We start from the raw sequence: 23,862 nt of genomic DNA, 5'->3' as shown, positions 1-23,862 counted from the left end.
TATGTGCAAATTTAAACTTCTTACCCTCAGCGCTATTTTTGTTCTCGCCGGTTGTTCTCTGGCTCCGGACTATCAGCGCCCGGCCTTGCCGGTGCCGCAGCAATTCTCTTTAAGCCAGAACACGCTGGTTTCTGCACCAGCGGGGTATCAAGATACGGGGTGGCGCACCTTCTTTGTGGACGAGCAGGTAAAGGCGTTGATAGGTGAGGCGCTGCTCAATAACCGTGATTTACGCATGGCAACCCTCAAGGTTCAGGAAGCGAGGGCACAATATGGCGTGACGGATGCTGACCGTTATCCGCAGATTAATGCAGGCTCCAGCGGCACGTATAGCGGAAAATTAAAAGGCAATACCAGCACTAACCGGGAATTTGAGGCCGGGCTGAATCTCAGTTTCGATTTGGACTTTTTCGGTCGGCTAAAAAATATGAGTGAAGCCGACCGGCAGAACTTCTTTGCCAGTGAAGAAGCACGTCGGGCGGTGCATATCCTGTTAATCTCCAATGTATCGCAAAGTTATTTCAATCAGCGTCTGGCTTATGCGCAGCTGAAAATTGCGGAAGAAACGCTGCAAAATTATCAGCGTTCTTACGCCTTTGTCGAGAAACAGTTATTAACCGGAAGCACCAATGTTCTGGCGTTGGAACAGGCTCGGGGCGTGATTGAAAGTACGCGCAGCGATATCGCAAAACGTAAAGGTGAACTGGCGCAGGCGAATAATGCATTGCAGCTGTTGCTCGGAACCTACGGAAAATTACCAGACGATCGGTCGCGCAGCCATGGCGATATTAAAGCAGTGACGTTGCCGCCAGCGCTCCCTTCGCAAATACTGCTCCAGCGGCCAGATATTATGGAAGCTGAGCATGCTTTAATGGCGGCAAATGCCAATATTGGCGCTGCGCGAGCGGCATTTTTCCCGTCAATTACGCTAACCAGTTCAGTATCCGCCAGCAGCAGCGACCTCTCCAGCTTATTTAATGCCGCCAGCGGCATGTGGAACTTTGTCCCGAAAATCGATATTCCGATTTTTAACGCCGGACGTAATCAGTCAAATCTCGATCTGGCAGAAATTCGTCAGCAACAGTCGGTAGTAAATTACGAGCAAAAAATTCAGAACGCGTTTAAAGAGGTGGCTGATGCGCTGGCGTTACGTCAAAGCCTCGCCGATCAGATTACCGCCCAGCAACGCTATCTGGAGTCCCTGCAGATCACTTTGCAACGCGCTAGAGCACTTTATCAGAATGGTGCAGTGAGCTATATCGAGGTGCTGGATGCAGAACGTTCTTTATTCGCAACGCAGCAATCGCTGCTCGATCTTAATTACGCCCAACAGGTTAATGAAATTAAACTGTTTGCTGCCTTAGGCGGCGGTTGGGCGGAATAACCCTATATTCGTCATATTTAAGTTGCATTAAACTGTCAGGAGAATGATTTATGAATATTACCGCCAAAGCCGCTCTGTTTAGTTTTTTATCTGTGGTTATGTTTAATGCTCAGGCAAATGAGCATCAGCATGGTTCCATGATGAATATGGAGCCAACGGCTCAACAGGAACAAACAATTAGCGCAACCGGTGTGATTGAATCTATTGATACAGAAAATAAAAAAATCACCATTAAACACGAGCCTATTCCGGCGGTGAACTGGCCCGCAATGACGATGCGTTTTACGCAAGTCTCAGATACACGTGCTGATGATATTAAACCAGGCGATAAAGTGGCGTTTACTTTTGTGCAGCAGGGAAATCTCTCTGTCTTACGAGATATTCACATCAGTAAATAACGAAGTCCGCAGGTCTCTTCTGTTCTTACCCGGGTTGTTTTGCACGCGGGTAAGACACTCGCGCAATGGAAATCACTATGGCGTCTTTAAAAATTAAAAATACCGCGCTTATACTCGCAGGCATGATTGCCGGTGGGATTATTTCTGTCGGTGTTTATACCTATTTTTCATCAGCAAACGTTTCGGCCGATACAGCGTCACCTTCGCCAAAAGAAGCCCGTAAAGTTCTGTTCTGGTATGACCCAATGTATCCGAATACACGCTTTGACAAGCCAGGTAAATCGCCGTTCATGGATATGGATCTGATCCCGAAGTATGCCGATGAAGAGACTGCGAGCGCTTCTGCGCCGGGAGTGCGTATCGATCCGACTCAGACTCAGAATCTGGGATTAAAAACGGAACCTGTGCGCCGTGGGCCATTACTGTATGCGCAAACATTTCCAGCAAACGTCAGTTATAACGAATATCAGTTTGTCATTGTGCAGGCGCGTTCCGCTGGTTTTATCGAAAAGGTCTATCCGCTCACCGTGGGTGACAAAATTAAAAAAGGCGCGCCGCTAATCGACCTGACAATCCCGGATTGGGTTGAGGCGCAGAGTGAATACCTGCTGTTACGTGAGACCGGCGGTACCGCCACACAGGTTGAAGGTATTCTGGAAAGGTTACGTCTGGCCGGTATGCCAGAGGCGGACATTCAGCGTTTAACATCTACCCGCAGAATTCAGACACGCTTCACCCTGAGAGCACCTATTGATGGGGTGATTACCGCATTTGATTTGCGTACCGGCATGAACATTTCAAAAGACAATGTTGTGGCGAAAATTCAGGGTATGGATCCGGTGTGGGTCAGCGCGTCGGTCCCGGAGTCTATCGCCTGGCTGCTTAAAGATGCCTCGCAGTTTTCTATCACCGTGCCAGCCTGGCCTGATAAACCCTTTACCATCAGCAAGTGGAGCATTCTGCCGAGCGTCGATGCTACCACACGAACTCTCCAGCTACGTTTGCAGGTTGATAACCCTGACGAGGCGCTTAAACCGGGGATGAATGCTTATCTGAAGTTGAAAACGCAAAGTGAACCGATGTTGCTTATCCCATCTAAAGCGCTGATTGATACCGGCACGGAGCAGCGGGTGATCACCGTTGATAACGAAGGACGGTTTGTACCGAAGCAGGTTGCGGTATTCCATGAATCTCAGGGGCTAACGGCTATTCGCTCTGGTCTGGCTGAAGGTGAAAAAGTCGTTTCCAGCGGTCTGTTCCTGATTGACTCCGAGGCGAATATCTCCGGTGCGTTGGATCGTATGCGGGCCCGGCAAAGTGATGCGCCAGATGCCGCAGCAATGCCCGCTCCGGCGACCCATGCACACTGAGGATATGACAAATGATTGAATGGATTATCCGTCGCTCGGTAGCTAATCGTTTTCTGGTGATGATGGGGGCGTTATTTCTCAGCATCTGGGGAACGTGGACCATCATCAACACGCCCGTGGATGCTTTGCCGGATCTCTCTGATGTTCAGGTGATCATCAAAACCAGCTACCCCGGCCAGGCCCCGCAAATTGTTGAAAACCAGGTTACATACCCACTGACCACCACCATGCTGTCAGTGCCGGGGGCTAAAACAGTCCGTGGCTTTTCGCAGTTTGGCGACTCCTACGTATATGTCATTTTTGAAGATGGCACTGATCCTTACTGGGCGCGCTCCCGCGTCCTGGAATATCTCAACCAGGTGCAGGGGAAATTGCCAGCGGGTGTCAGTGCGGAAATGGGACCGGATGCCACGGGTGTTGGCTGGATATTTGAATATGCATTGGTGGATCGCAGCGGAAAACACGATCTGGCCGAATTACGTTCTCTTCAGGACTGGTTTTTAAAGTATGAACTGAAAACCATCCCTAACGTGGCGGAAGTCGCCTCGGTTGGGGGAGTGGTCAAAGAGTATCAGGTCGTTATTGACCCAATGAAGCTGACGCAATATGGCATCAGCTTGTCTGAAGTGAAGTCTGCGCTGGATGCGTCTAACCAGGAAGCGGGCGGTTCTTCCGTGGAGATGGCGGAAGCGGAATACATGGTTCGGGCCAGCGGGTATCTGCAAACACTCGATGATTTCAATAACATTGTACTGAAGTCAGGGGCAGACGGTGTGCCGGTTTACCTGCGTGATGTTGCGCGCGTACAAATCGGACCGGAAATGCGTCGTGGGATCGCTGAGCTGAACGGTGAAGGCGAAGTGGCTGGCGGAGTCGTCATTCTGCGTTCAGGTAAAAATGCGCGTGAGGTGATCTCTGCCGTTAAAACCAAACTTGAAACGCTAAAAAGCAGCCTGCCGGAAGGCGTTGAGGTAGTTACAACATACGATCGCAGTCAGCTAATTGATCGTGCGATTGATAACCTGAGCTACAAGCTTCTGGAAGAGTTTATCGTCGTGGCGCTGGTTTGTGCTCTGTTCTTGTGGCATATCCGCTCGGCACTGGTCGCGATTATTTCTCTCCCGCTGGGCCTGTGTATTGCATTTATCGTGATGCATTTTCAGGGACTGAACGCCAATATTATGTCGCTTGGTGGGATTGCCATCGCGGTTGGCGCGATGGTTGATGCCGCGATCGTGATGATTGAGAACGCGCATAAGCGGTTGGAAGAGTGGGAACATCAGCATCCGGGTGAAAAGCTGGATAACGCAACACGCTGGCAGGTGATCACTAACGCCTCGGTAGAAGTTGGTCCGGCGCTGTTTATTAGCTTACTGATTATTACTCTGTCGTTTATTCCCATTTTCACCCTTGAGGGGCAGGAGGGACGGCTCTTTGGGCCGCTGGCGTTTACCAAAACCTATGCCATGGCGGGGGCGGCGTTTCTGGCAATCGTGGTGATCCCGATCCTGATGGGGTTCTGGATCCGCGGCAAAATTCCGGCGGAAAGTAGTAATCCGCTCAACCGTTTCTTGATTCGTATTTACCATCCGCTACTGCTGAAAGTACTGCACTGGCCGAAGACCACCCTGCTGGTGGCGGTGCTGTCGATTCTTACGGTTATCTGGCCGATTAATAAAGTCGGTGGCGAGTTCCTACCGCAGATTAATGAAGGTGACCTGCTGTATATGCCATCAACACTGCCGGGGATTTCGGCGGCGCAAGCGGCGGACATGTTGCAAAAAACCGACAAGCTGATCATGACAGTTCCGGAAGTGGCGCGCGTGTTTGGTAAGACCGGCAAGGCTGAAACGGCAACTGACTCCGCGCCGCTGGAGATGGTCGAAACTACGATCCAACTGAAGCCACAGGATCAGTGGCGTCCGGGGATGACGATGGACAAAATCATCGAGGAGCTGGACAAAACCGTACGCTTGCCTGGGTTGGCGAATCTGTGGGTGCCGCCGATTCGTAACCGTATCGATATGCTTTCCACAGGGATCAAAAGCCCAATCGGTATTAAGGTGTCGGGGACCGTGTTGTCAGATATTGACGCCACGGCTGAGCAAATCGAAGAAGTGGCCAGAACCGTACCAGGTGTGGCTTCGGCACTGGCGGAGCGACTGGAAGGTGGTCGCTATCTCAGTGTGGATATTCACCGTGAGAAGGCCGCGCGCTATGGCATGACCGTAGGTGATGTGCAGCTGTTTATTACCTCGGCAGTGGGGGGCGCCATGGTGGGGGAAACGGTTGAAGGGATTGCACGCTATCCGATCAATCTGCGCTATCCGCAAAGCTTCCGCGATAGCCCTGAAACGTTGCGTCAACTGCCGATTTTGACTCCAATGAAACAGCAGATCACGTTGGCTGATGTGGCGGATGTGAAGGTCGTTTCCGGACCGTCGATGCTGAAAACCGAGAATGCACGGCCCACCAGTTGGATCTATATCGACGCACGCGATCGCGACATGGTCTCGGTGGTTAACGATCTAAAAAAAGCGATCGCCGAAAATGTACAGTTAAAGTCGGGGACCAGCGTGGCGTTCTCCGGTCAGTTTGAGCTTTTAGAGCGAGCCAGCCATAAGCTAAAACTGATGGTACCGATGACGCTAATGATTATTTTCGTGCTGCTTTATCTGGCATTCCGTCGCGTTGGAGAGGCGCTGCTGATTATTACCAGCGTGCCATTTGCGCTGGTGGGGGGGATCTGGTTCCTCTACTGGATGGGGTTCCATCTGTCGGTAGCGACCGGAACCGGATTCATCGCACTGGCAGGAGTAGCCGCTGAGTTTGGCGTAGTGATGTTGATGTACCTGCGTCACGCCATAGAAGCCGAACCGGCTCTGGAAAATCCACAAACTTTTACAGCGGATAAGCTGGATGAAGCGCTCTACCACGGGGCAGTACTTCGTGTTCGTCCCAAGGCGATGACCGTGGCGGTGATTATCGCCGGTTTATTGCCAATATTGTGGGGAACAGGGGCCGGGTCGGAAGTCATGAGTCGTATTGCCGCGCCGATGATTGGCGGCATGATAACCGCGCCGCTATTGTCGCTATTTATCATTCCTGCGGCGTATAAACTGATGTGGCTACATCGACATCGCTCTCAGAAATAGCGTCCTGAAAGCGCGTGCTTCTGACCGGGGCGCGCGCTATGACTCCAGCGCTTTTACCCGTTTTCGGTATTCTCCCGGCGTGCAACCGAATTGTCGGAGAAAGACTTTGTGAAACGATGACTCGCTGGCATAGCCTACCGATTCGGCAATGACAATCAGTGGCTGAGAGCCACGTGACAACATCTGAGCGGCGAATTGCAGACGTAATGTGGTTAATACCGCGAGTGGAGTAGAGTTTGAGACCTCGCGGAATAACTGCGCGAAACTAGCCCGCGACATATGCGCGCGTTGTGCCAGTTCTTCCACAGTCCAGGGATGCGCGGGCGATTCCAGCATCAGGAAAACCACGCCCCCCAGTCTGGGGTGCAACAACAAACTTAGTACGTTCTTTGCGGGCGTAGCCTGTGTCAGCCATTGCCGAACGGCGAGTGTGAACAGCGTTGCGCACTGCTGACTGCATACCACATCCGATCCCGGCAGGTCGGTTGAGGATTCTTCCTGAAGTAGCACAATCATCGCCCTGAGCCAGTGGCCGACGTGGCTATTTTCATCCGGTGCCAGTATTAGTGCTTCCGGCAGCGTGGTTAAAAAATAACGAGAGGAGGGCGGTAGCCGTAAACTGCCGCAGACGATATGCGTTTGTTCCTCACCAGACTGGCAAAGCCGATGCGCTGAGTTTTGCGCAAGGATCACAATCGAACCAGCACGAAGCGTAAACGAGGTTCCATCAGGCATGTCCAGTTGGGCAGCCCCCTGGGTCACGGTGTGCCAGCGGATAACTGACAATTCGCCCGCAGCGTGTGGCAATTGCCAGTCTCTGCTGAGCAGGCAATTTTTATCAATAGATCCCTGCGGGTCGTTAAGCATCAGTAATCGGCTAAGGGTATCCATAAAGACTCCTGAACAATTTTTATTGTTGGGGGATAGCAGCACTAATAACATACTTTTATATTAAATTATTAATGTCAAAAAGTTAGTGTATTTTCAATATATCGACTGAGTAAGTTATTTATTGCTGTTTAGACGATTGGACAAAAACAATCGCGTTATGGATAGGCTTTTCTGGCATATCGCTCCGTATACTTTGGATTAACAAATGAACAGTGACTTTGCGGAGAGACAGCATGAATCAATACCAGGCAATCATTATTGGTTTTGGTAAAGCGGGTAAGACGCTGGCGGCGGCCCTGGCACAAAAGGGCTGGCAGGTGGCTATCATCGAGCAGTCCAATACTATGTACGGTGGAACATGTATCAATATCGGCTGCATTCCAACCAAAACCCTGGTGCATGATGCTGAATTGCAGCATGACTTTGCCGCAGCGATGCAGCGTAAAGCCTCTGTTGTGAGCTTCTTGCGTGATAAAAACTTCCATAATCTCGCTGATCTGGACAATGTGGATGTGATTGAAGGGCGCGCTGAGTTTATCGACAACCATACCGTGCGGGTGATTCAGCCGACCGGAACACTTGAAGTTCGCGGCGAGAAGATCTTTATCAATACTGGCGCGCAGTCAATTATTCCTGATATTGCAGGCCTGTCCGGTACTCCTGGAGTCTTTGACAGTACCGGGCTGTTGAATCTGACGCAGCGCCCACAGCGTCTTGGTATTTTGGGCGGGGGATATATTGGCCTCGAGTTCGCGTCCATGTTCGCCAACTTTGGCAGCCAGGTAACAATCTTTGAAGCGGCACCGCTGTTTTTACCGCGTGAAGATCGGGATATCGCCGAGGCCATCGCCCAAATTTTGCGTGACCAGGGCGTAGAATTAATTCTCAACGCCAATGTACAGTCGGTATCGTCCCATGACGGCATGGTGCAGCTACAGACGCCGGAAGGTCTTCGAACTGTGGATGCGCTGCTGGTTGCCTCAGGGCGAAAACCCGCGACTGAGCATCTGCAGCTAAAGAACGCCGGGGTGGATGTGAACGAGCGCGGTGGGATTATTGTGAACAAATATCTGCGGACTTCTGCAGATAACATCTGGGCGATGGGTGATGTAACCGGTGGTTTGCAATTTACCTATGTTTCACTGGATGATTTCCGCATTGTCCGCGACAGCTTATTTGGCGAAGGTTTACGCAATTCAGGCGATCGCCAGAATGTGCCGTATTCCGTTTTTATGACGCCGCCGCTCTCTCGTGTAGGGATGAGTGAAGAACAGGCTCGTGCCAGCGGGGCAATGGTCCAGGTGGTAACGTTACCTGTCGCGGCAATCCCACGAGCGCGGGTGATGGATGATACACGCGGCGTCCTCAAAGCCGTGATTGATGTAAACACTCAACGTATATTGGGAGTATCACTATTGTGTGCGGACTCTCATGAGATGATTAATATCGTCAAAACCGTTATGGATGCAGGGTTACCTTATACCGTATTGCGTGATCAAATATTTACGCACCCGACGATGAGTGAATCACTCAACGATCTTTTTTCTCTCATAAAGTCATAAATCCAGGGATCTGCCTTAAGGGTGATTTTGCATTCAGCTCGGACAGAAATTAATCAGTAGTACTTATTTTCTAACGTTATACCCTCTGTAAGATAGTATGCCATTATCGTTTAATACGGTAATTACCGGGGTCAGCTTAATGCTGGCCTTTTTTAACTTAAGTTAAATTTACCTACACACCTACAATATTAATTATTCGCTTTATTAAAATAATCCATCATGATTATATCATTTGCTAATGATATTACGCCGTAAGCATCCATTTTCCTGTCAGCGATTAAACCATAGCTGGCGCTCAGCTTAGTCGTTCCGCCTTGCCCACCCATTGTTATCTATTATACCCGGCTAAATTTACGTTATTTTTATCCCTAAATGGAATTATAGAATTGTTTCTTATTCCTTTTTGTTATTGTTGATGCGCAACTTCACATGGTTTTAGGCCTGGCTTCAGCTAGAATTAATTCTCATCAAACGTTTTTACATATCAATGTAAGATTAAAGATAGTTAAAAACTTAAGTTCGCATCAACAGTTTGACATGGAATCCACTAAGGTTATTAAGCACCAGGGGTGGATGCTGATCTCGTGTTTTGTCGGTAATCGAGACTGAGACCGAGACATATCTTAAATATGGAAATAAGGGTTTTTGTATGAGTTTTGGATTAGCCAAGGAAAACAAGTTTGAAATCATCGCCATCCTTCGTGAGGAGTTGCACAAAAAGACGAAGCTGGAAGTCTTATGTGAAAACAGCAGTGTTATCACGCAGTTAGAAAAGATTGATTTTGAACACTTTATGATTTCCTGGCACGAAGACATCATCCCTGAAAAGGTCCAATACTTTATCCTGCACAGCGATAGCGGGATTATCAAATTCAGCGCCAGACTCGAAAAGAGTCCGACAGCAGGTGCGGAGGCAGGATTATCTTATGCCATCCCGGATATGATTTTCTTTGCCCAGCAGCGACAGAATCAGCGGTTCTCTTTTTTGAAGGGCTATGATTTTTTCTGTTTTGGTCGTTACAAAAACGGAGAAAACTACTCATTTAAGATAAAAAACATCTCACAGGGCGGTTGCGCATTAATTGTTAAAGATGTGAATGCACGTTTTCTTTATAAAGATGCAGTGATTAAAGGTGCCTCTCTGGATTTTGATACGTTTGGAAATTTGCAGCTTGATTTAAAAGTTATTGATGTCGTCATGATCAACGAATTTGATGAGGATAATCAATTGTATTCCTGCTATCAGATTTCATGCGGGTTTGATTTCAGGAACCGTCGTGAAGAGGCAGAAGTTGAGAAAATAATCATCAAATTTTTAATGAGTAACAAGATCAGAAGTTTATAAGGAATGGTGAACAGGATGTTGATGTGTGGCAGTGATAATTTTGTAGGCAACGGTATGTTCGCCTATCTGACAAGCAAACATGTACCGATCAAAACCTACCAGTTTGAGGACATGTTGCATCAATCATCATTGGGCCAGCATCAAACCATGGTTTTTAATATCATTAACAATGAACAGCCATGTTCCGCAATTGTGCAGTATTTGAATAAAAACAGATTTAAATTTTATAATAACGTTATCGTGATTGTTGCCGATAGTTTGGTGGCGAAATTATGTGTTGAGTTATTATATATTGAGAAAGTCATTGTCTTGACTGAAAAGTCTTCATTGCGTGATTTTTCTCAATTAGCCACGTTAGCAGTAGGGAAATGGAATCCCCGACTGTATCGTTCGCAAAAAAGATTAACCGAAAGAGAGCAGCAGATTCTGAATCTGCTGGTAAATGGTTATACAGCCAGAGAAATTTCGGAGTTAGTTAGCCTGAATTATAAAACTATTCAGGCTCACAAGATGAAGGCCGTCACCAAACTGGGGCTGAGCAATACATCTGATTTGAACAAGTTGATTGTCAGGTTTACACATAGTTTGTCTTTTTTACCCTAACCTATCCGTTCTTTTCTGATATCACACGCATAAAAGTAGATACAACCTGGGAGTGACTTTAACTGGTTTTTAATTTATATGGTTACAAAGGGGGAAGGGGGGATGTTAAATTCCAGTGAGCTGCTAAATGCGCTTGAAAAGGCGGCGAATACCACTCAGCTTTATATGGTTTATCAGCCTATATTTGACTTGCCCACCCAGAAAATTAGCGGGTTTGAAGCACTTATGCGTTGGAATAGTCCGCAAATGGGCATGATTTCTCCCGATGTTTTTATTACGCTACTGGAAGACCGCGGCAATATATTTTCAATTGAAGATATGGTTACCAATCCTCCGTGGGACGTTGCAGCAGCCTGGCCCGATCCCCTTTCGTTATCAGTAAATATTTCCGCACTTGAGTTCTGCGATCCCCTTTTACCCCAACGTATCAGGCAAAACCTTGCTGCTTGCGGACTCCCGGCCCGCCGATGCCAAATAGAGGTCACGGAAACCTCACCTTTGCGTGACTGCCATATAGCAGCTAAAAATATGACAGAGTTGAAATCGATAGGGGTGAAGTTAGCTCTGGATGATTTTGGCACCGGGCATGCTAATCTTAATTACCTGTTGAAATATCCTTTTGATACCTTAAAAATTGATAAAGAATTTGTCGCAGGAATTGAACCGGACACCCGATCAACAAAGATCGTCGAAGGTATTATTTCATTAGCACACAATTTTGGTATTGAGGTGCTGGCGGAAGGGGTGGAAACTCCCTCGCAGTTAGAACGTTTGAAGCATATTGGCTGTGATAAAATTCAAGGTTTTCTTATTTCTCCTCCGGTAATGGCCGAAGAGATCCCCGCACTGTTAACGCAAAATAACCGTTAACCTGTCAATGTCTCATTACCCCCTGATTTTCACCGGATGGCGGCGCTGACGCTTTATCCGGCCTGCTCGCAACATTCGTTTTAACTTCCCGCTCCATGCCTGTAGAACTGATAGTCAGCGGGCATAAAAAAGCCTCCTGTGAAAACAGGAGGCTGGTTAAGTTTATGCTGGGTTAGAACGATTTCTTAAAGCCAATCGATGCATTCACCGGGGCTTCAACCTGCGACTTATTGCTGCCATTGCTGAATTGGGTTCCCAGTTCACCGTAGACCTGCAAATTCCTGTCGATAGACCAGCTCAGGCCGGCTGCAACTTCAGTACTGGAGTACTGCTGTGATGATTCCAGCGTAGTGGTTGCGACCGCGTTGCTAAAGTGCGTTTTGTCTTTTGAACCCAGACCCTGCCAGACGTTTACCCGGCCATAAGGCTGGAATTTGCCATGGTTGGTATCGTAGTCGGCGACCAGGCGCACACCCAGACGAGCGGTAAATGAATCTGCGGTATCCAGATTAACCTTCGTTTTGGTTTCGCCATCCAGCGTACTGTTGTCGAAGTCGCTGTATTGGTAGATCAACTGCGCCTGCGGTTCAAGACTCCAGGCACTGGCGCCTAAACGGAATGATTTACCCACTTCCGTCGAAGCCGTCAGGGTATTGCCTCTCACGCTATATGAACCATTATTACCTGATGCGGACAGACGGGATTTATGGTTACCGTACTGCAGGACGTTATCGACGTACATACCATCGTCAGAGAACCAGGTAGCATAACCGCCGACGTAAAATGCGTTGTCGTCGATATTGCCGCCTTTACCATTGCTCCCCGTTTTCGTCCCTTGAACGTTACTGTCAATGTCGAGAACGCTGGCATACATACCGGCTTTCCAGCTTTCAGTAGCATACATATCGACGCCGACCTGGATACCCGTGGTATGTGAACTGGTTTGCGTACCTGCCGCATCATCCAGTTTGGTTTTACCGGAGTAACCGATCATTCTGGCCCAGGCGCGGTTGTCTTCATCAATACCCGGTTTAACATCATCCCCCATTCGCTGGTGCATGTTACCCAACAGGCTGATGTCTCCCTGACGAACGACGCTGGCGAGGCCGGAGTACAGCATTGTTTCCGGACGGTATTCGCTTCTCAGATACCAGTTTTCTCCCTGGCCTTGTGTGTTCCCGGCATGCAACTGGTACTCAAAGGCGCCCGCAGCCATGTGCGCGCTGGCCAGATGGAAAGCATCCTGTGAGGTTTGCGCCGTGGTAGTTGCACCATTGAGCGCGGTAACCACTTCGATACCATCACCAACTGTCGGAGCGCCCAGACCGGAACCGTCAACATCCAGCAGGGTACTGCCGCTGGCCTGACCGCCATCGATAATCAGGCGATCCGCAATGCCTGTTCCGCTGGTGTTCTGCGCTGCAGCAATTTGCAACGTACCATTTTCACCACGGTAATCCCCTTTGACGGTTATGGTTGAACCGACCTGTTGACCACGGAGCGATACATCACCACCGTTATCCAGTCCTGCCACCGTCTGGTTGTAACCCTGCGTATTCAGCGCGGTATCTGTAGCAACATAGTGGTGTGATGCTGCGCTCAGGGTATCGGTATTACCTGCCTCGAGTACGCCGTTGGCAATCAGGGTCGCTCCGCTGTAGGTATTGGAACCTTGCAGAACAGTGGTGCCGCTGCCTGTCTGATACAACTGGCCTTCGCCGCTGATATTACTGGTTAATGCCAGCGTATCGGCACGATCGATATTGAGAATGCCGTTATCAACGATATCCCCCTGTACGCTGCCGATATTACCGCCGTTACCCAGTTGCAACACGCCCTGCTCGATAGTCGTACCGCCGGTGTAGGTATTGTCCAGCGTCAGTGTCAGTATGCCTTTACCGGTTTTGGTCAATTGACCGGAACCTTCGACTTCCGTCAGCAGAGAAACATCATACCCATTTGTGTCGAATGTCCCGCCGCCGGATTCCAGAGTGACCTGACGCGCGGTATCAAATGCGTCGCCATATTTCAGCGTACCGCCATTGAAGGTGATCCCGGTATCTGCCGCCCCGAGGTTGGTATCACCAGCCACTTGTAACGTACCAGACGTAATGGTAGTTCCACCGCTGTAGGTATTGTCACCGGTGAGGATCAGCGTTCCGAGGTCACCTTTGTTCAAACCACCGGTTCCGCGAATCACACTGTCGATGGTCGCGGTGTAGTTGATACCGTCTACAGTACCATCGCCGACGCGAATCAACGTATCGGCCGTATCGGTAGTGATGGCTTCACCACCTACGCGATAGCCATCGGTAGCGAATTGCGCACCGCTGATGATCACGTCGCCTTTGCTGTTATCAACGGTAACGTTGCCTGCTTCCCCCTGGAAGACAGCAAATGCGGCATCGGTAAACGGTGCGTTTAATGCGCCTTCTGGTGTGGACTCATCGGTTGTCCAGTTGTCGTTGCCCTGGCTGGATTGCCAGATACCGTCACCACCGTTGATGACGCCGTTGTTTTTCAGTTCGCCATTCTCACCGCCGGTGCCGTCCCAGAAGCGCAGTGTCAGTCCTGCATGGTTGACCAGGTTGACCTGATTTTTCACCGAGGTTTGTACATACAGGCTGTCTGCAGCTTCCGGCGCGTTAGCAATGTCCATCACGTTGTTGGTTAACGTACCGGTGTAGTTAATGACGCGATAGACACCAACGTCGAAACTTCCGCCTGGCGATGTCTCAATGTTGAGTTTACCGTCAAGCGTCAGATCACCGTTCACATCAATCAGGTCGTTGAAGGCCCCGCCTGGGGTATAAGCCTGACCAAACTGATAATCCAGTTGGGCGTTATCACTGAGCGTCAGAGAGCCAGTCGTTAGTTTACCCACGCTGTTGATCGCTGCACCGGCGGTAATATGGGCGTTATCCAGCACATCGACTGCACCGCCGATAATACCGTTACCACCGAGCGTAGCCCCGGATTTTACGGTGACTTGACCTGTTGCGGCGGACTGATTACCGTTCACCAGCAGCACGCCCTGATCGACATCCGTGGTGCCTGTATAGGTGTTGTCGCCTTCCAGCGTTAACGTGCCGGTACCGATTTTCACCAGGTTGCCATCATTCCCGCTGATGACACCGCTGATAGTGTCATCAAAGTTCAGATTGCCCAGAGACAGGGATTTATTACCCAGCTCAACGTTACCCGCGCCAGACAGCGAACCGATAGACGTTGCGCTGTTTACCGCGCTGATGTCGACCATACCGCCAGCCTGGTTTTTGACGACAGCGTTTTCTGCCATCGCCAGGTCAGCAAAGGTCATCAATCCGCTGTTGGTCACATCGGCACTGCCGCCGCTGGTGTTGTCTTCCAGCGCCAGCGTACTGTCTTTCCCGACGTTAACCGTTGCGTCACCTGCAGTGGAATCCTGAGTTAATACTGCTTTCGCTTTGCCGGTCAGATTCAGCTTCGCGCTCGCGGCTGTCACATTGTCAGCCAGGGTTAGCAGGCTGTCGGCAATGTTCATGGTGAGCGATTGCAGACTGGTATCCGTCCCGCTAACGTTAACTGTCGCGCCTTTATTAACGGTAACTGTGCTGCTGTCATTGCTACCAAATGCGCCGGTTTTGCTTACGTTGACGGTAACATTGTTAGCATTGCCCGTACCTGCGACCTCGGTTTCCCCTTTGTAGCTGTTTGCTCTGTCGAGCGTCAGGGTACTGCCCGCATCGCTTGTACTGCTGGTGATTTTCAGTTTGCCATCACCGGTGATATCTCCGGTTGGGGTGAAGTGATGTGAGTTCAGGTCAAACACTTCTGCATCGGTATTCGCACCCAGCGTGATGGTACGATCGGTGCTTAGATCCGCGCCTAATTGCAATGTCGAAGCGTTGTTGATCTCCAGACCTGTGCCGCTTTGTCCGAGGTTATTGTCAGAAGAAATTTGCAGCGTACCGCCATCAATTCGTGTTCCGCCACGATACTCGTTGTCGCCGCTCAGGATCAGACGACCGAGGTCCGTTTTCACCAGTGTTAGCTTATCGCTCGTGCTGGCTTCACGGATGATGGATTCTATGGTGGCGGTGTAATTTTGCCCCGCGCCGCCGGCCCCTACGCGCAGCAGCAGTTCACCAGTCCCGGGTGTTTGACCCGCATGCGTCGCATTTTCTGTGGTGGCATAGGCGTTGAGCGCATCGCCTTTGACGACATAGCCATCAGCGTCAAACTGCGCCCCGGAGAAGTTGACTTCACCCGCAGCTTTATCAACGGTTACCGTACCGGCATTGCCCGTGAACACGGCGAAAGATTTTTGTGCCCATGGTGCGTTGCCTTCGCCGGTTGCCGTCGTCCAGTTGTTATCACCCTGGTTGCCGATCGCCATCCATTTACCATCGCCACCGTCAATTTTGCTGTCGCCTTCGATACCCGTTGCGCCGTGGCTTTGGCTGACGGTCGCACCGTCCCAGAATTGCAGGGTGACGCCATTGGCGTTAACCAGGTTTACCTGTTTATCGATAGAGGTCTGGACAAAAACGTTGCTCTTATCCTGACTGTCCGGGATCGCGCCCAGATCCAGCCCTTGGTTATCTAGCGTGCCGCCGTAATTATAAATACGGTATACACCCGGTCCGAAATTACCGCCCTGCGAAGTGGTGACATCCAGCGTACCGTCAAGTTGCAGATCGCCCGTGACGTTAATCAGGTCGTTCAGTTTGCCGCCAGGCGTGTAGGCCTGACCCAGCTCGAAGGCGGAGGTTGTTTTGTTGCCGAGTTGCAAACTGCCGTTAATGGATAACGTGCCTGCGCCACCGTCACCGGCGCTGATTGTCGAGGCATCGTTCATCACCACGTGACCGCCGATCACACCGTTACCACCCAGTGTGGCAGCGTTGCTGACAGTGGTTATGCCAGTAGCAGCACTCTGGTTACCATTAACCAACAGAGCCCCGCTCGTGACGGTAGTATCACCTTTATAGGCATTGTTCCCGCCCAAACGCGTAGTCCCGCCGCCAATTTGCTGCAGCGCGCCAATACCGGAAATGATGCCGTTGAGCAGCACGTTATTGGCACGATTAATGGTGAGTATGCCGTTGTCGAGAATATTCGACACTGCGCTGACTTCCCCTGTATTCCCGCCTGAACCTAACTGCAGCGTGCCACTCTGATCAATGGTGGTGGATCCGGTATAGGTGTTGTTGGCGGTGAAGATCGTAGTGCCGCCCGCCGCACGTTCAAAATTCCCGCTGCCGCTGATGATGCCGTTATAGATTTGAGCCTGGTTATTGTCGCCCGTTGTATCAAAGATGACTTTGCTGGCAGCGTTGTTAGTAGTGATGTTGTAATCGCCAATGGTGGCGGCATTACTGCTGGACTCACCGTGGTCGCCAGTGCGCAGCGTTGCCCCGTTATTAACGGCGATCGTTTCGCTCGCCAGTGTCAGACGATCCACGATGCGCATATCGGCCTGAGAGCCGGTAAGCGTGAGTGAGTCCCAACCGGTACCGATATTCGTGCCTGTGCCCAGATTATCGCTGCCCAGACTGCCAATTTTGGCACCCGTGCCATGCGTATCTGTAAAGGTGAGGGCGTTACCTGCACCTGCTGCAGTGATGATATGGCGCGTATTGCCCAGCTCGACGTTACCGATATTGGCTTTATTGTTTCCACTGGTTCCAGCGAAATTCATTTCACCTGCAAAGGTGCCTTTCGACCAGTTAACGGTATCCGTGCCAGCTCCGGTATTGATGACACCTACCGTTTCAACGCCGTTGATATTGATGGTGTCATTGCCGTTACCGGACTGAATTGCCACGGCTGTGTCGCTGGCGGCGCGGATAGTTCCCGTATTGGTAATGGTTTTACCGTTAGCGCCGCTGGCATCAATCACCGGACCATTGACGCTATTAGAGATGATTTTCCCGTTGTTGGTCAGAGAGTTAACATTTTTCGCGATAACGGCTGAATCACCCGTGCTGTCCTGAACGGTAATGTCGGCGCTGGTGGTGACATTACCACTGGTATTGGCGCGGATCCCGCTCCCTGTGGCATTACCTGCTGCGTTATGGACGAGCACGGTGTAACCCGTACCAATATTCAGATCGCCCTTCACAGCACTACCGTCGCGTTCTTCAAAAGCAAAACCGGTACCGCTGCCGGTGACATTCAGCTTATTGCCCGCACCGTCTTTTACATTCAGCGCAACGCTGGTACGGATACCTGAGCCGTCGTTGGCATTAATGGTGACATCATTGAGCGTAATGTCGCTACTGTTGGCGTCGTTCTGGATCCCCGCGCCAGTGCCCAAGGCACTGATGGAAACCCCTTTGGCTGTCAGAGAGCCTGCACCGGCATCCAGGCGAATACCGTCGGCGGTGCCATTCGTGATGATGGAGTCACCGGCCGCGGCGGTAATGTCCAGTACGGCACCGTTTGTCAGCAAAACGCCAGCGGTACCATCGTCGACCTTGATCTGTCCGAGCCTTTTGATCTGCGCATCAGAGCCGGAGGCGCGTACGCCAATACCGTTACTGACATGTAAAGCGTTGGACGAGTTATTTGTTAAACGTCCGCCCTGTTGCACATCGACACCGATGCTGTCGATACTGTCGAGATCCACCAGTGCTTTCGCGTTGAGAATAATATTCCCCAGATTTTTCGCTACATACGCGATAACCTTGTTCCCGCTGGCTTCGGAGGTGATGCTGGCGTCAGAGATGAGGGTGGTTTCGACAGGGTTGCCCTGGTTGGAGCCGTTTAAATTATGCGCCTGGCCGTCGACGATGCCGGCAGTGGTTTCGACACCGGTCAAATTAATGGTGGTTTTATCGCTGATATTACCGCTTGCACCGCCTTCAATCACAATGGCCGATGCGCCTTGACCACCGACGTTGAACGTCGCTTCACCTGTTTGAACGAGGGTATTATTCCCGGTACCCAGTACACCAACAGAATTCTTACCGCTGAGTGTCAGCTTAATATTGGAGGGGGTATCGGTTATCGGATCTTTACTGTTACCGGCAAATGTAGCGCCCTCAGCAATACGGAAGACAGTTGTATTGGTCTGGCCATTATCATTCATCTCCGTCTTGCCAATCTTCGCGACTGCCTTGGCGCCATACAAATAATAGCCAATCTGGTCGGTATTACTAAACACAGGGCTACTGTCGTTATTAATATTCGCCGTTGCGCTACCGCGAACGTGAACGCCGATGTCCCCGGTACCATTCAGCGTAATGCCGGAAGAGATATCAGCAACTGCCTGCTTGCTGGAGGAGCCTTCAACCCAAATGGCGTAGTTTCGCTCATTGGTTCCTCCTTCACCGTTCACCGTAATTTGACCGGCCTGGCTGGTGGTCACTTTGGCATCCGTGCTGTCTGCGCGGACATGAATGCCGATATTATTCTTGCCGTTAACATTAATCTCGCCATCATTACGGATAGTTTGACCCGCATTGGCGCCGCTGTTATGTACCGACATCCCGTAGTTTGGTAGCCCGGATGTCTTACCATTAACCGAAATTTTGCCGGAGTTGATGACATTCCCGGCCGCACCAGCAACCAGAATACCTGCAGCATTACGTACGCCTGTACCGAGGGTAATATCTCCCGCGTTAGTCACGGTACCAGTCCCTCGCGCGTGGATGCCGGCGCTAAGGTTTGACCCGCCAGCCATCGCAACATCCTGAGAGGTATTGGAACCATCACGGCCCAGATAAATAGATGCACCAGCGCTGTTAGTGAAGGTTGCGCCATCAGTTACTTCAACGCCGTAGGCTGTGCCTTTCCCGAAAGAGGCACCGTTGGCGTTACCGTCCACAATATTGATGGTTTTGTTGTTAACCCCGGTAGAGTTCCCCGATAATTGCATACCGATGGCCAGCGTAATTGGCGTTGTTACCGTGGTGTTGGTATCCCATGGGTTGGCAGCTGAGGCGGTGCCATAGTTATTCGTCGTGATGGCCTGGTTAATGATGCCATCGTTGGTAACGGTACTGGCCCCTTTGCCCTGCATACCGATAGCGCCGTAGCTATTCAGAGCCTGTCGCCCATCTTTATCGATGAACAAGCCGGAGTTGATGGTACCGGTGTTGGTTGCCGTAGCGTTTTCCGCCAGCATACCAATCGCCAGACTGTGGCCTGTGGAAGTACGTAGTACGTTGAGGGAGCCCTGGTTCGTAATAACGGCACCTTCCGTGCCTTTCATCACGCCATTAATGCTGCCGTCTACCGCCAGTACAGAATCTTGTGTCACTGTGCCTGTTGCGCCCGCGCCATGTGCGTAGACAGCGTGCAGCTCGGTATTACCGATCGTGGCGTTATTAGTATGACCCTCGCCATCAGTCCAGACTTTATAGTCCCAGTCAACCGAGCCGGTTACCGTATCGGACTGTAAAACGCTGGTAATCAACTTCGCATACCAGTCTTCAACATCTTTGAGCGACATGGTGGCGCGATTGGCGTCCAGCATCAGTTGCAGCTGGCTTACCTTGTTCCCTTGTGCATTTAAGACCGTTGTATCACTTTCGCCCAGCAGCCAGTCATTAAGGTCGCCAAGCTCTTCGGTATTGGTGATATCGAACTCCTGGGTACCGGTTTTCACCGCATTCCCTTCGCTGTCGTATCCGTAGGTATCGATCGTCAACACTTTGCCGAACTGGTCCATTGTCTGAGAACCGTTAAAGCTTTTATTCGGGACAACGGGGGCGGCGCCAAATGAGATGTAGTTGTCGGATATCCAGTTAACCTTGCTATCTGCGCCGCTGGCTTCGAGTAACGAGCTGTTTTTAGCCAGGAGTTTGATGGTGTTTTCATCATCACGGGCATTTTTCTGATCGTTACCAATGTTCAGATTGGCCGTCGAACCGTTGCTGGCCTGCGCAATGCCAAAGTTGTTATAGATTTTTGAAAGGGCTGCGTCGTAGGTGTTTAACGTAATGCCTTCTAACGGGGTTTCGGTCAGATAGTGAACCAGTTCATCGGTGTTGTAGACCTGCATATCTGCCGGGGTTTGTAATGCAGGGTCAATGACGGTGATTTTGTCATCCTGAGCAGGCGTCGTCGTCGGCTGGTTGTAGTAATACTTTTCCAGTTCTTCAACGGTTGTAATCGGAGTGGTAACGCCCCCAATGGTCGCCGTGAGGGTGATTTTCTTTTGCTCTAGCAACTGCTCAATAGTCGCCGATTCGACAAGGCCGGTTTGGCCTTGCTCAATCTTCGGCAATGCGCCAGTGACGTTTAACACCGCACCGTTAGTGGTGTTCTGGTAGAGGAAGCCATCATTGTGAACGTCGTCATTTGTACCAGGTTGAATGACAATATTATTATAATCGACAGAAATATCATGGTTGCCGATGTCATCCGCCGCCACGAGTGGCGAGGTGCTAATTAAGGCTGTAGCCGCGAGTACCGCGACAGTTTTACGCGAACTGCTTTTTTTCTTACCTTTGGTTAATTCGGAAACGACAACCCAGATACCGAGCGCCGCGTTCCAAATAATGCTGTAAACCTTGTTCATATATAACCCTCGTCTGCATTTCTGTATTGCATGTGTTATTACGTTGAGTTGTTGGCTATGGTTGGCACGCGGGTGTGCTACCGGGTAAATTAATTTTCGGAAATAGAGACCCCTTCCGGGCTATGCGGAATAAAAAAAGAGCCGTAAGTAAGCCTCTTAAAAAATAACCGTTATCAGTATCCTTAAATAAGTAAGTTACGACTGGCTATAGTGGGAGATGGTGTACTTTAGCCGGGTATTATGTTTACCGAGTTTTCTGGCGATGTTGCTTTTGTACGCTCCAATAGTTTTTTCGCTTTTTTGTGATGCTCCGGCGATTTGTGTCAGCGACCAGCCTCGGGCAAGCATCATCATTACGTTGAATTCGTTAGCTGTAATTTTATTGTTCAGTTCTTTGATATTGCGTGATTTTTTGTTTTGTGTGATACGAGTTATTGTATGCAGTAGCTGATCAAGGCTGGCGTCTTGATCCAGAAACTGCATGTTCATCCCGCAAACAGTTTGAAATATAGAGAAGGTGACTTCATCTGCCAGAACGATAATTTTCGTGGAGGGATGTAAAGCCATATTGCGGATAATCCGGGCATATTTTAATAAATCTGAATTGCCGGGGTTAATAATGATGCAATCTGTTTCATGAGATAGCTTGTTGACGGCAGAAAGCGTCTGTGAGGAAAAGTACGCGATATCAATTAATAATGATGAGCCACGTAGGATTTCTCGCATGCCTAGCCAGGGGTAAATTGAATCACCCAAAAAAACAGCCTTAGACATAACGATCTCCTTGAAATTTTGGTGCAAGCAATCGCCTCTTTTTTATGCTAAAAAAGAGTTTTTTACGACGCGTGAAGTGTTAATTAAATTTCGTATTCCGTTCTTCGGTTTGAACGCATCCTTATTTATTCGGATTTAACAGATATTCTCTGTATTGATTTAAATAATTAACTATTCTTAAAGTAGATATTACTCTTTGTGAAAATTTAAGATAAATCGTTTATTTCACCTCTGAGCAGATGATTGATAGATTTCGCTTATGAATCGTCGGGGTTTCCTGTCAGCCAGTGTGACAAAGACAGGGGATTCTTAGGGTTATAGATGGCTATTTTATAAAAATCTTTTTAATACAATAAGATATGTAGTGTTCTTAACAGATAGGGAAGGGGGTGAGAGAATTCTTAACCAGCGTCAGGGCAGTAAAGTATGAGGGTTGTTGGTAGATGAAAATATTGTCATATTTGAATTAAATGTCTTTAATTATTTATATTTTATGATTTTATCCTTAGTTTTATGTAAATTTTAAAATTTAATGTCAAAATGAGCTATTCGTGCTTAATGCGCAAATCACTCATGCCATCACCACTGTGTTCATCACGCAACCCGAGAATCCTCAACTGGCCAACAGCTCTTGTTCCACTTGTTGTACCTGTACTTCCAGCGTGTTACGGATCTCCGTTAATGCCCGTTGTTGATCTGAAAAATAAGCCTCTTTATCCGTCACTGAAGTGGCCAGGCGCCAGGCGTTTTCAGCTTCCAGTTCGGTAATCTCTTTGAGCAGAGCACTAATTTGCTCTCTGAGCTGCTGTATTTTGCTGCGTAAATGCTCCAGATCGTTCAGTCGGTCACTTGCCATCATTGGTTCAAGGCCGCTTTGCAGTTGGGTAAGCAATGCCCGAACGGCTGCCAGATCGGCATTTTGTCGCGCCTGATTAAGCTGCACCATCATCTGATGTGCCTTTTCTTTTAAATCATCTGCCACGACGTCCGGGTGGCAAAGGCGGCTGGCCTGACGCCACAGGCGTTTTAACTCATTACGTTCATTCGGAGATAGCCGCTGATCGCGGGTAAAGCGATGCTGAGCATCCTGCTGTTGTTCCTGGTATTCATCATATTCATGGCTGGCCTCTTCCTGAGCCTGCCGGGTAGCGCGGTCGTCCTGACGAGAAAAATCGTTTTCCAGTTCACGGATTTCTGCCAGCAGGGCGGTGATAAGCTCAGTTTGTTGCTGAATACGCTGACGGGTTTCCACGGACTCACGGGAGTCAGAACTCAGGTTCACCCAGTGCTGTTTGAGTTTTGCCAGTTGATCAACGGCCTGTGAAATATAGTGCTGGCAGGACTGATAATCTTTTTCCCGTCGTTTTCTCTCCGCTTCCTGTTTGCGCAGTGCGCTGGCGGCCAGTTGTTTGCGCAGTTCCAGAATCCGGCTCATTAACGGGCCGAGGCGAAGATGGTACAGGTCGTTAAATTCATCCAGGATTTGAATGTGTGTGTTGCGCTTATCAATAAGGTCTCGCAGTTGTGACTCGAGCGCTTTTAGTTCGAGTTTACTGGCTGCGATGCCAGGGTCTTGCCACGTTGATACCGCTCGCTGAGATTGTAACCAGCCGGAAATTTCGCGTAGGGCATCGTTGAAACGTCGCTCTTCGATAGCCTGTACTATCGCACCAGGAATGACTGCCAATGGTTCATTTTTCAGATGTGCCAGCTGCTGGAAAATAATCTCCTCATCTTCCAGTTCGATGGCGCTTTTGACGATTTCGAGTCGTTTAATGATCTTATTCATGACAGTCGTTGCCTGGCGTGGCTCAAAAACGAGTGACCGATACCAGAGTGGGTTCACCCGTTTGAAAATGTTGGAAAAACAGTAAAGCGCATTCTGTGGCCTGCGATGCCTTTTCGTCCAGAATAATTCACGGTAATTATAAAAAAGCGGCAGTAACGCGCATTTGTTCGGGTGTTCAAAGCCTCGTTTCATCTTTTATATCGTCCGCAA

12 protein-coding genes are annotated in these 23,862 nt (G+C 49.7%); 8 read left to right on the top strand and 4 right to left on the bottom strand.

Annotation, left to right across the window (positions count from 1 at the left end):
• Position 1 precedes the first annotated feature (1 nt).
• The 4 genes from SK36_RS15205 (at position 2) to SK36_RS15190 (ending at position 6,307) form a co-directional block, all read left to right on the top strand.
• Positions 2–1,384, top strand: a complete 1,383-nt coding sequence (locus tag SK36_RS15205; protein WP_045440869.1) for an efflux transporter outer membrane subunit — start codon at positions 2–4, stop codon at positions 1,382–1,384.
• A gap of 50 nt (positions 1,385–1,434) precedes the next feature.
• On the top strand, positions 1,435–1,782 hold the full coding sequence (gene cusF / locus SK36_RS15200; RefSeq protein WP_045440871.1) for a cation efflux system protein CusF: 348 nt from the start codon (positions 1,435–1,437) through the stop codon (positions 1,780–1,782).
• A 77-nt stretch (positions 1,783–1,859) separates the two neighbouring features.
• Positions 1,860–3,152 carry an efflux RND transporter periplasmic adaptor subunit gene (locus SK36_RS15195; RefSeq protein WP_048221905.1) on the top strand — a complete coding sequence of 431 codons (1,293 nt, stop codon included), beginning with the start codon at positions 1,860–1,862 and terminating at the stop codon, positions 3,150–3,152.
• 11 nt (positions 3,153–3,163) lie between these two features.
• A complete protein-coding gene (locus SK36_RS15190; protein WP_048221904.1) occupies positions 3,164–6,307 on the top strand; it encodes a CusA/CzcA family heavy metal efflux RND transporter in 3,144 nt (1,047 codons plus the stop codon).
• Positions 6,308–6,343: 36 nt separating this feature from the next.
• On the opposite strand, the gene rclR is transcribed toward SK36_RS15190, so the two are convergent.
• On the bottom strand, positions 6,344–7,198 hold the full coding sequence (gene rclR, locus SK36_RS15185) for a reactive chlorine-specific transcriptional regulator RclR (RefSeq protein WP_048221903.1): 855 nt from the start codon (positions 7,196–7,198) through the stop codon (positions 6,344–6,346).
• A 233-nt stretch (positions 7,199–7,431) separates the two neighbouring features.
• Between rclR and rclA the strand changes: the two genes are divergently transcribed.
• From rclA to SK36_RS15165, 4 genes are all read left to right on the top strand, one after another.
• On the top strand, positions 7,432–8,760 hold the full coding sequence (gene rclA / locus SK36_RS15180) for a reactive chlorine resistance oxidoreductase RclA (protein ID WP_048221902.1): 1,329 nt from the start codon (positions 7,432–7,434) through the stop codon (positions 8,758–8,760).
• 649 nt (positions 8,761–9,409) lie between these two features.
• A complete protein-coding gene (locus SK36_RS15175) occupies positions 9,410–10,105 on the top strand; it encodes a flagellar brake protein (RefSeq protein ID WP_048221901.1) in 696 nt (231 codons plus the stop codon).
• Between the two features lie 21 nt (positions 10,106–10,126).
• Positions 10,127–10,708, top strand: coding sequence for a helix-turn-helix transcriptional regulator (locus SK36_RS15170; protein WP_190284553.1), 582 nt, complete (start codon positions 10,127–10,129; stop codon positions 10,706–10,708).
• 102 nt (positions 10,709–10,810) lie between these two features.
• The gene (locus SK36_RS15165) at positions 10,811–11,578 is read left to right on the top strand and encodes a putative bifunctional diguanylate cyclase/phosphodiesterase (protein ID WP_048221900.1); all 768 of its coding nucleotides are present in this window, start codon (positions 10,811–10,813) and stop codon (positions 11,576–11,578) included.
• Between the two features lie 172 nt (positions 11,579–11,750).
• Here SK36_RS15165 and SK36_RS15160 read toward each other — a convergent pair whose 3' ends face one another.
• From SK36_RS15160 to SK36_RS15150, 3 genes are all read right to left on the bottom strand, one after another.
• Positions 11,751–21,089 (bottom strand): autotransporter outer membrane beta-barrel domain-containing protein, encoded by a 9,339-nt coding sequence (locus SK36_RS15160; protein ID WP_048221899.1) that lies wholly within the window; start codon positions 21,087–21,089, stop codon positions 11,751–11,753.
• A 195-nt stretch (positions 21,090–21,284) separates the two neighbouring features.
• A complete protein-coding gene (locus SK36_RS15155) occupies positions 21,285–21,863 on the bottom strand; it encodes a helix-turn-helix transcriptional regulator (protein WP_048221898.1) in 579 nt (192 codons plus the stop codon).
• Between the two features lie 613 nt (positions 21,864–22,476).
• Positions 22,477–23,652 (bottom strand): coiled-coil domain-containing protein, encoded by a 1,176-nt coding sequence (locus SK36_RS15150; RefSeq protein WP_048221897.1) that lies wholly within the window; start codon positions 23,650–23,652, stop codon positions 22,477–22,479.
• Between the last annotated feature and the right edge of the window lie 210 nt (positions 23,653–23,862).

Source organism: Citrobacter sp. MGH106 (assembly GCF_001037495.1).
Classification (GTDB): domain Bacteria; phylum Pseudomonadota; class Gammaproteobacteria; order Enterobacterales; family Enterobacteriaceae; genus Citrobacter; species Citrobacter murliniae.
Note: the sequence above shows the minus strand (reverse complement) of the source record. Positions and strands in the feature narration are given on the sequence as shown.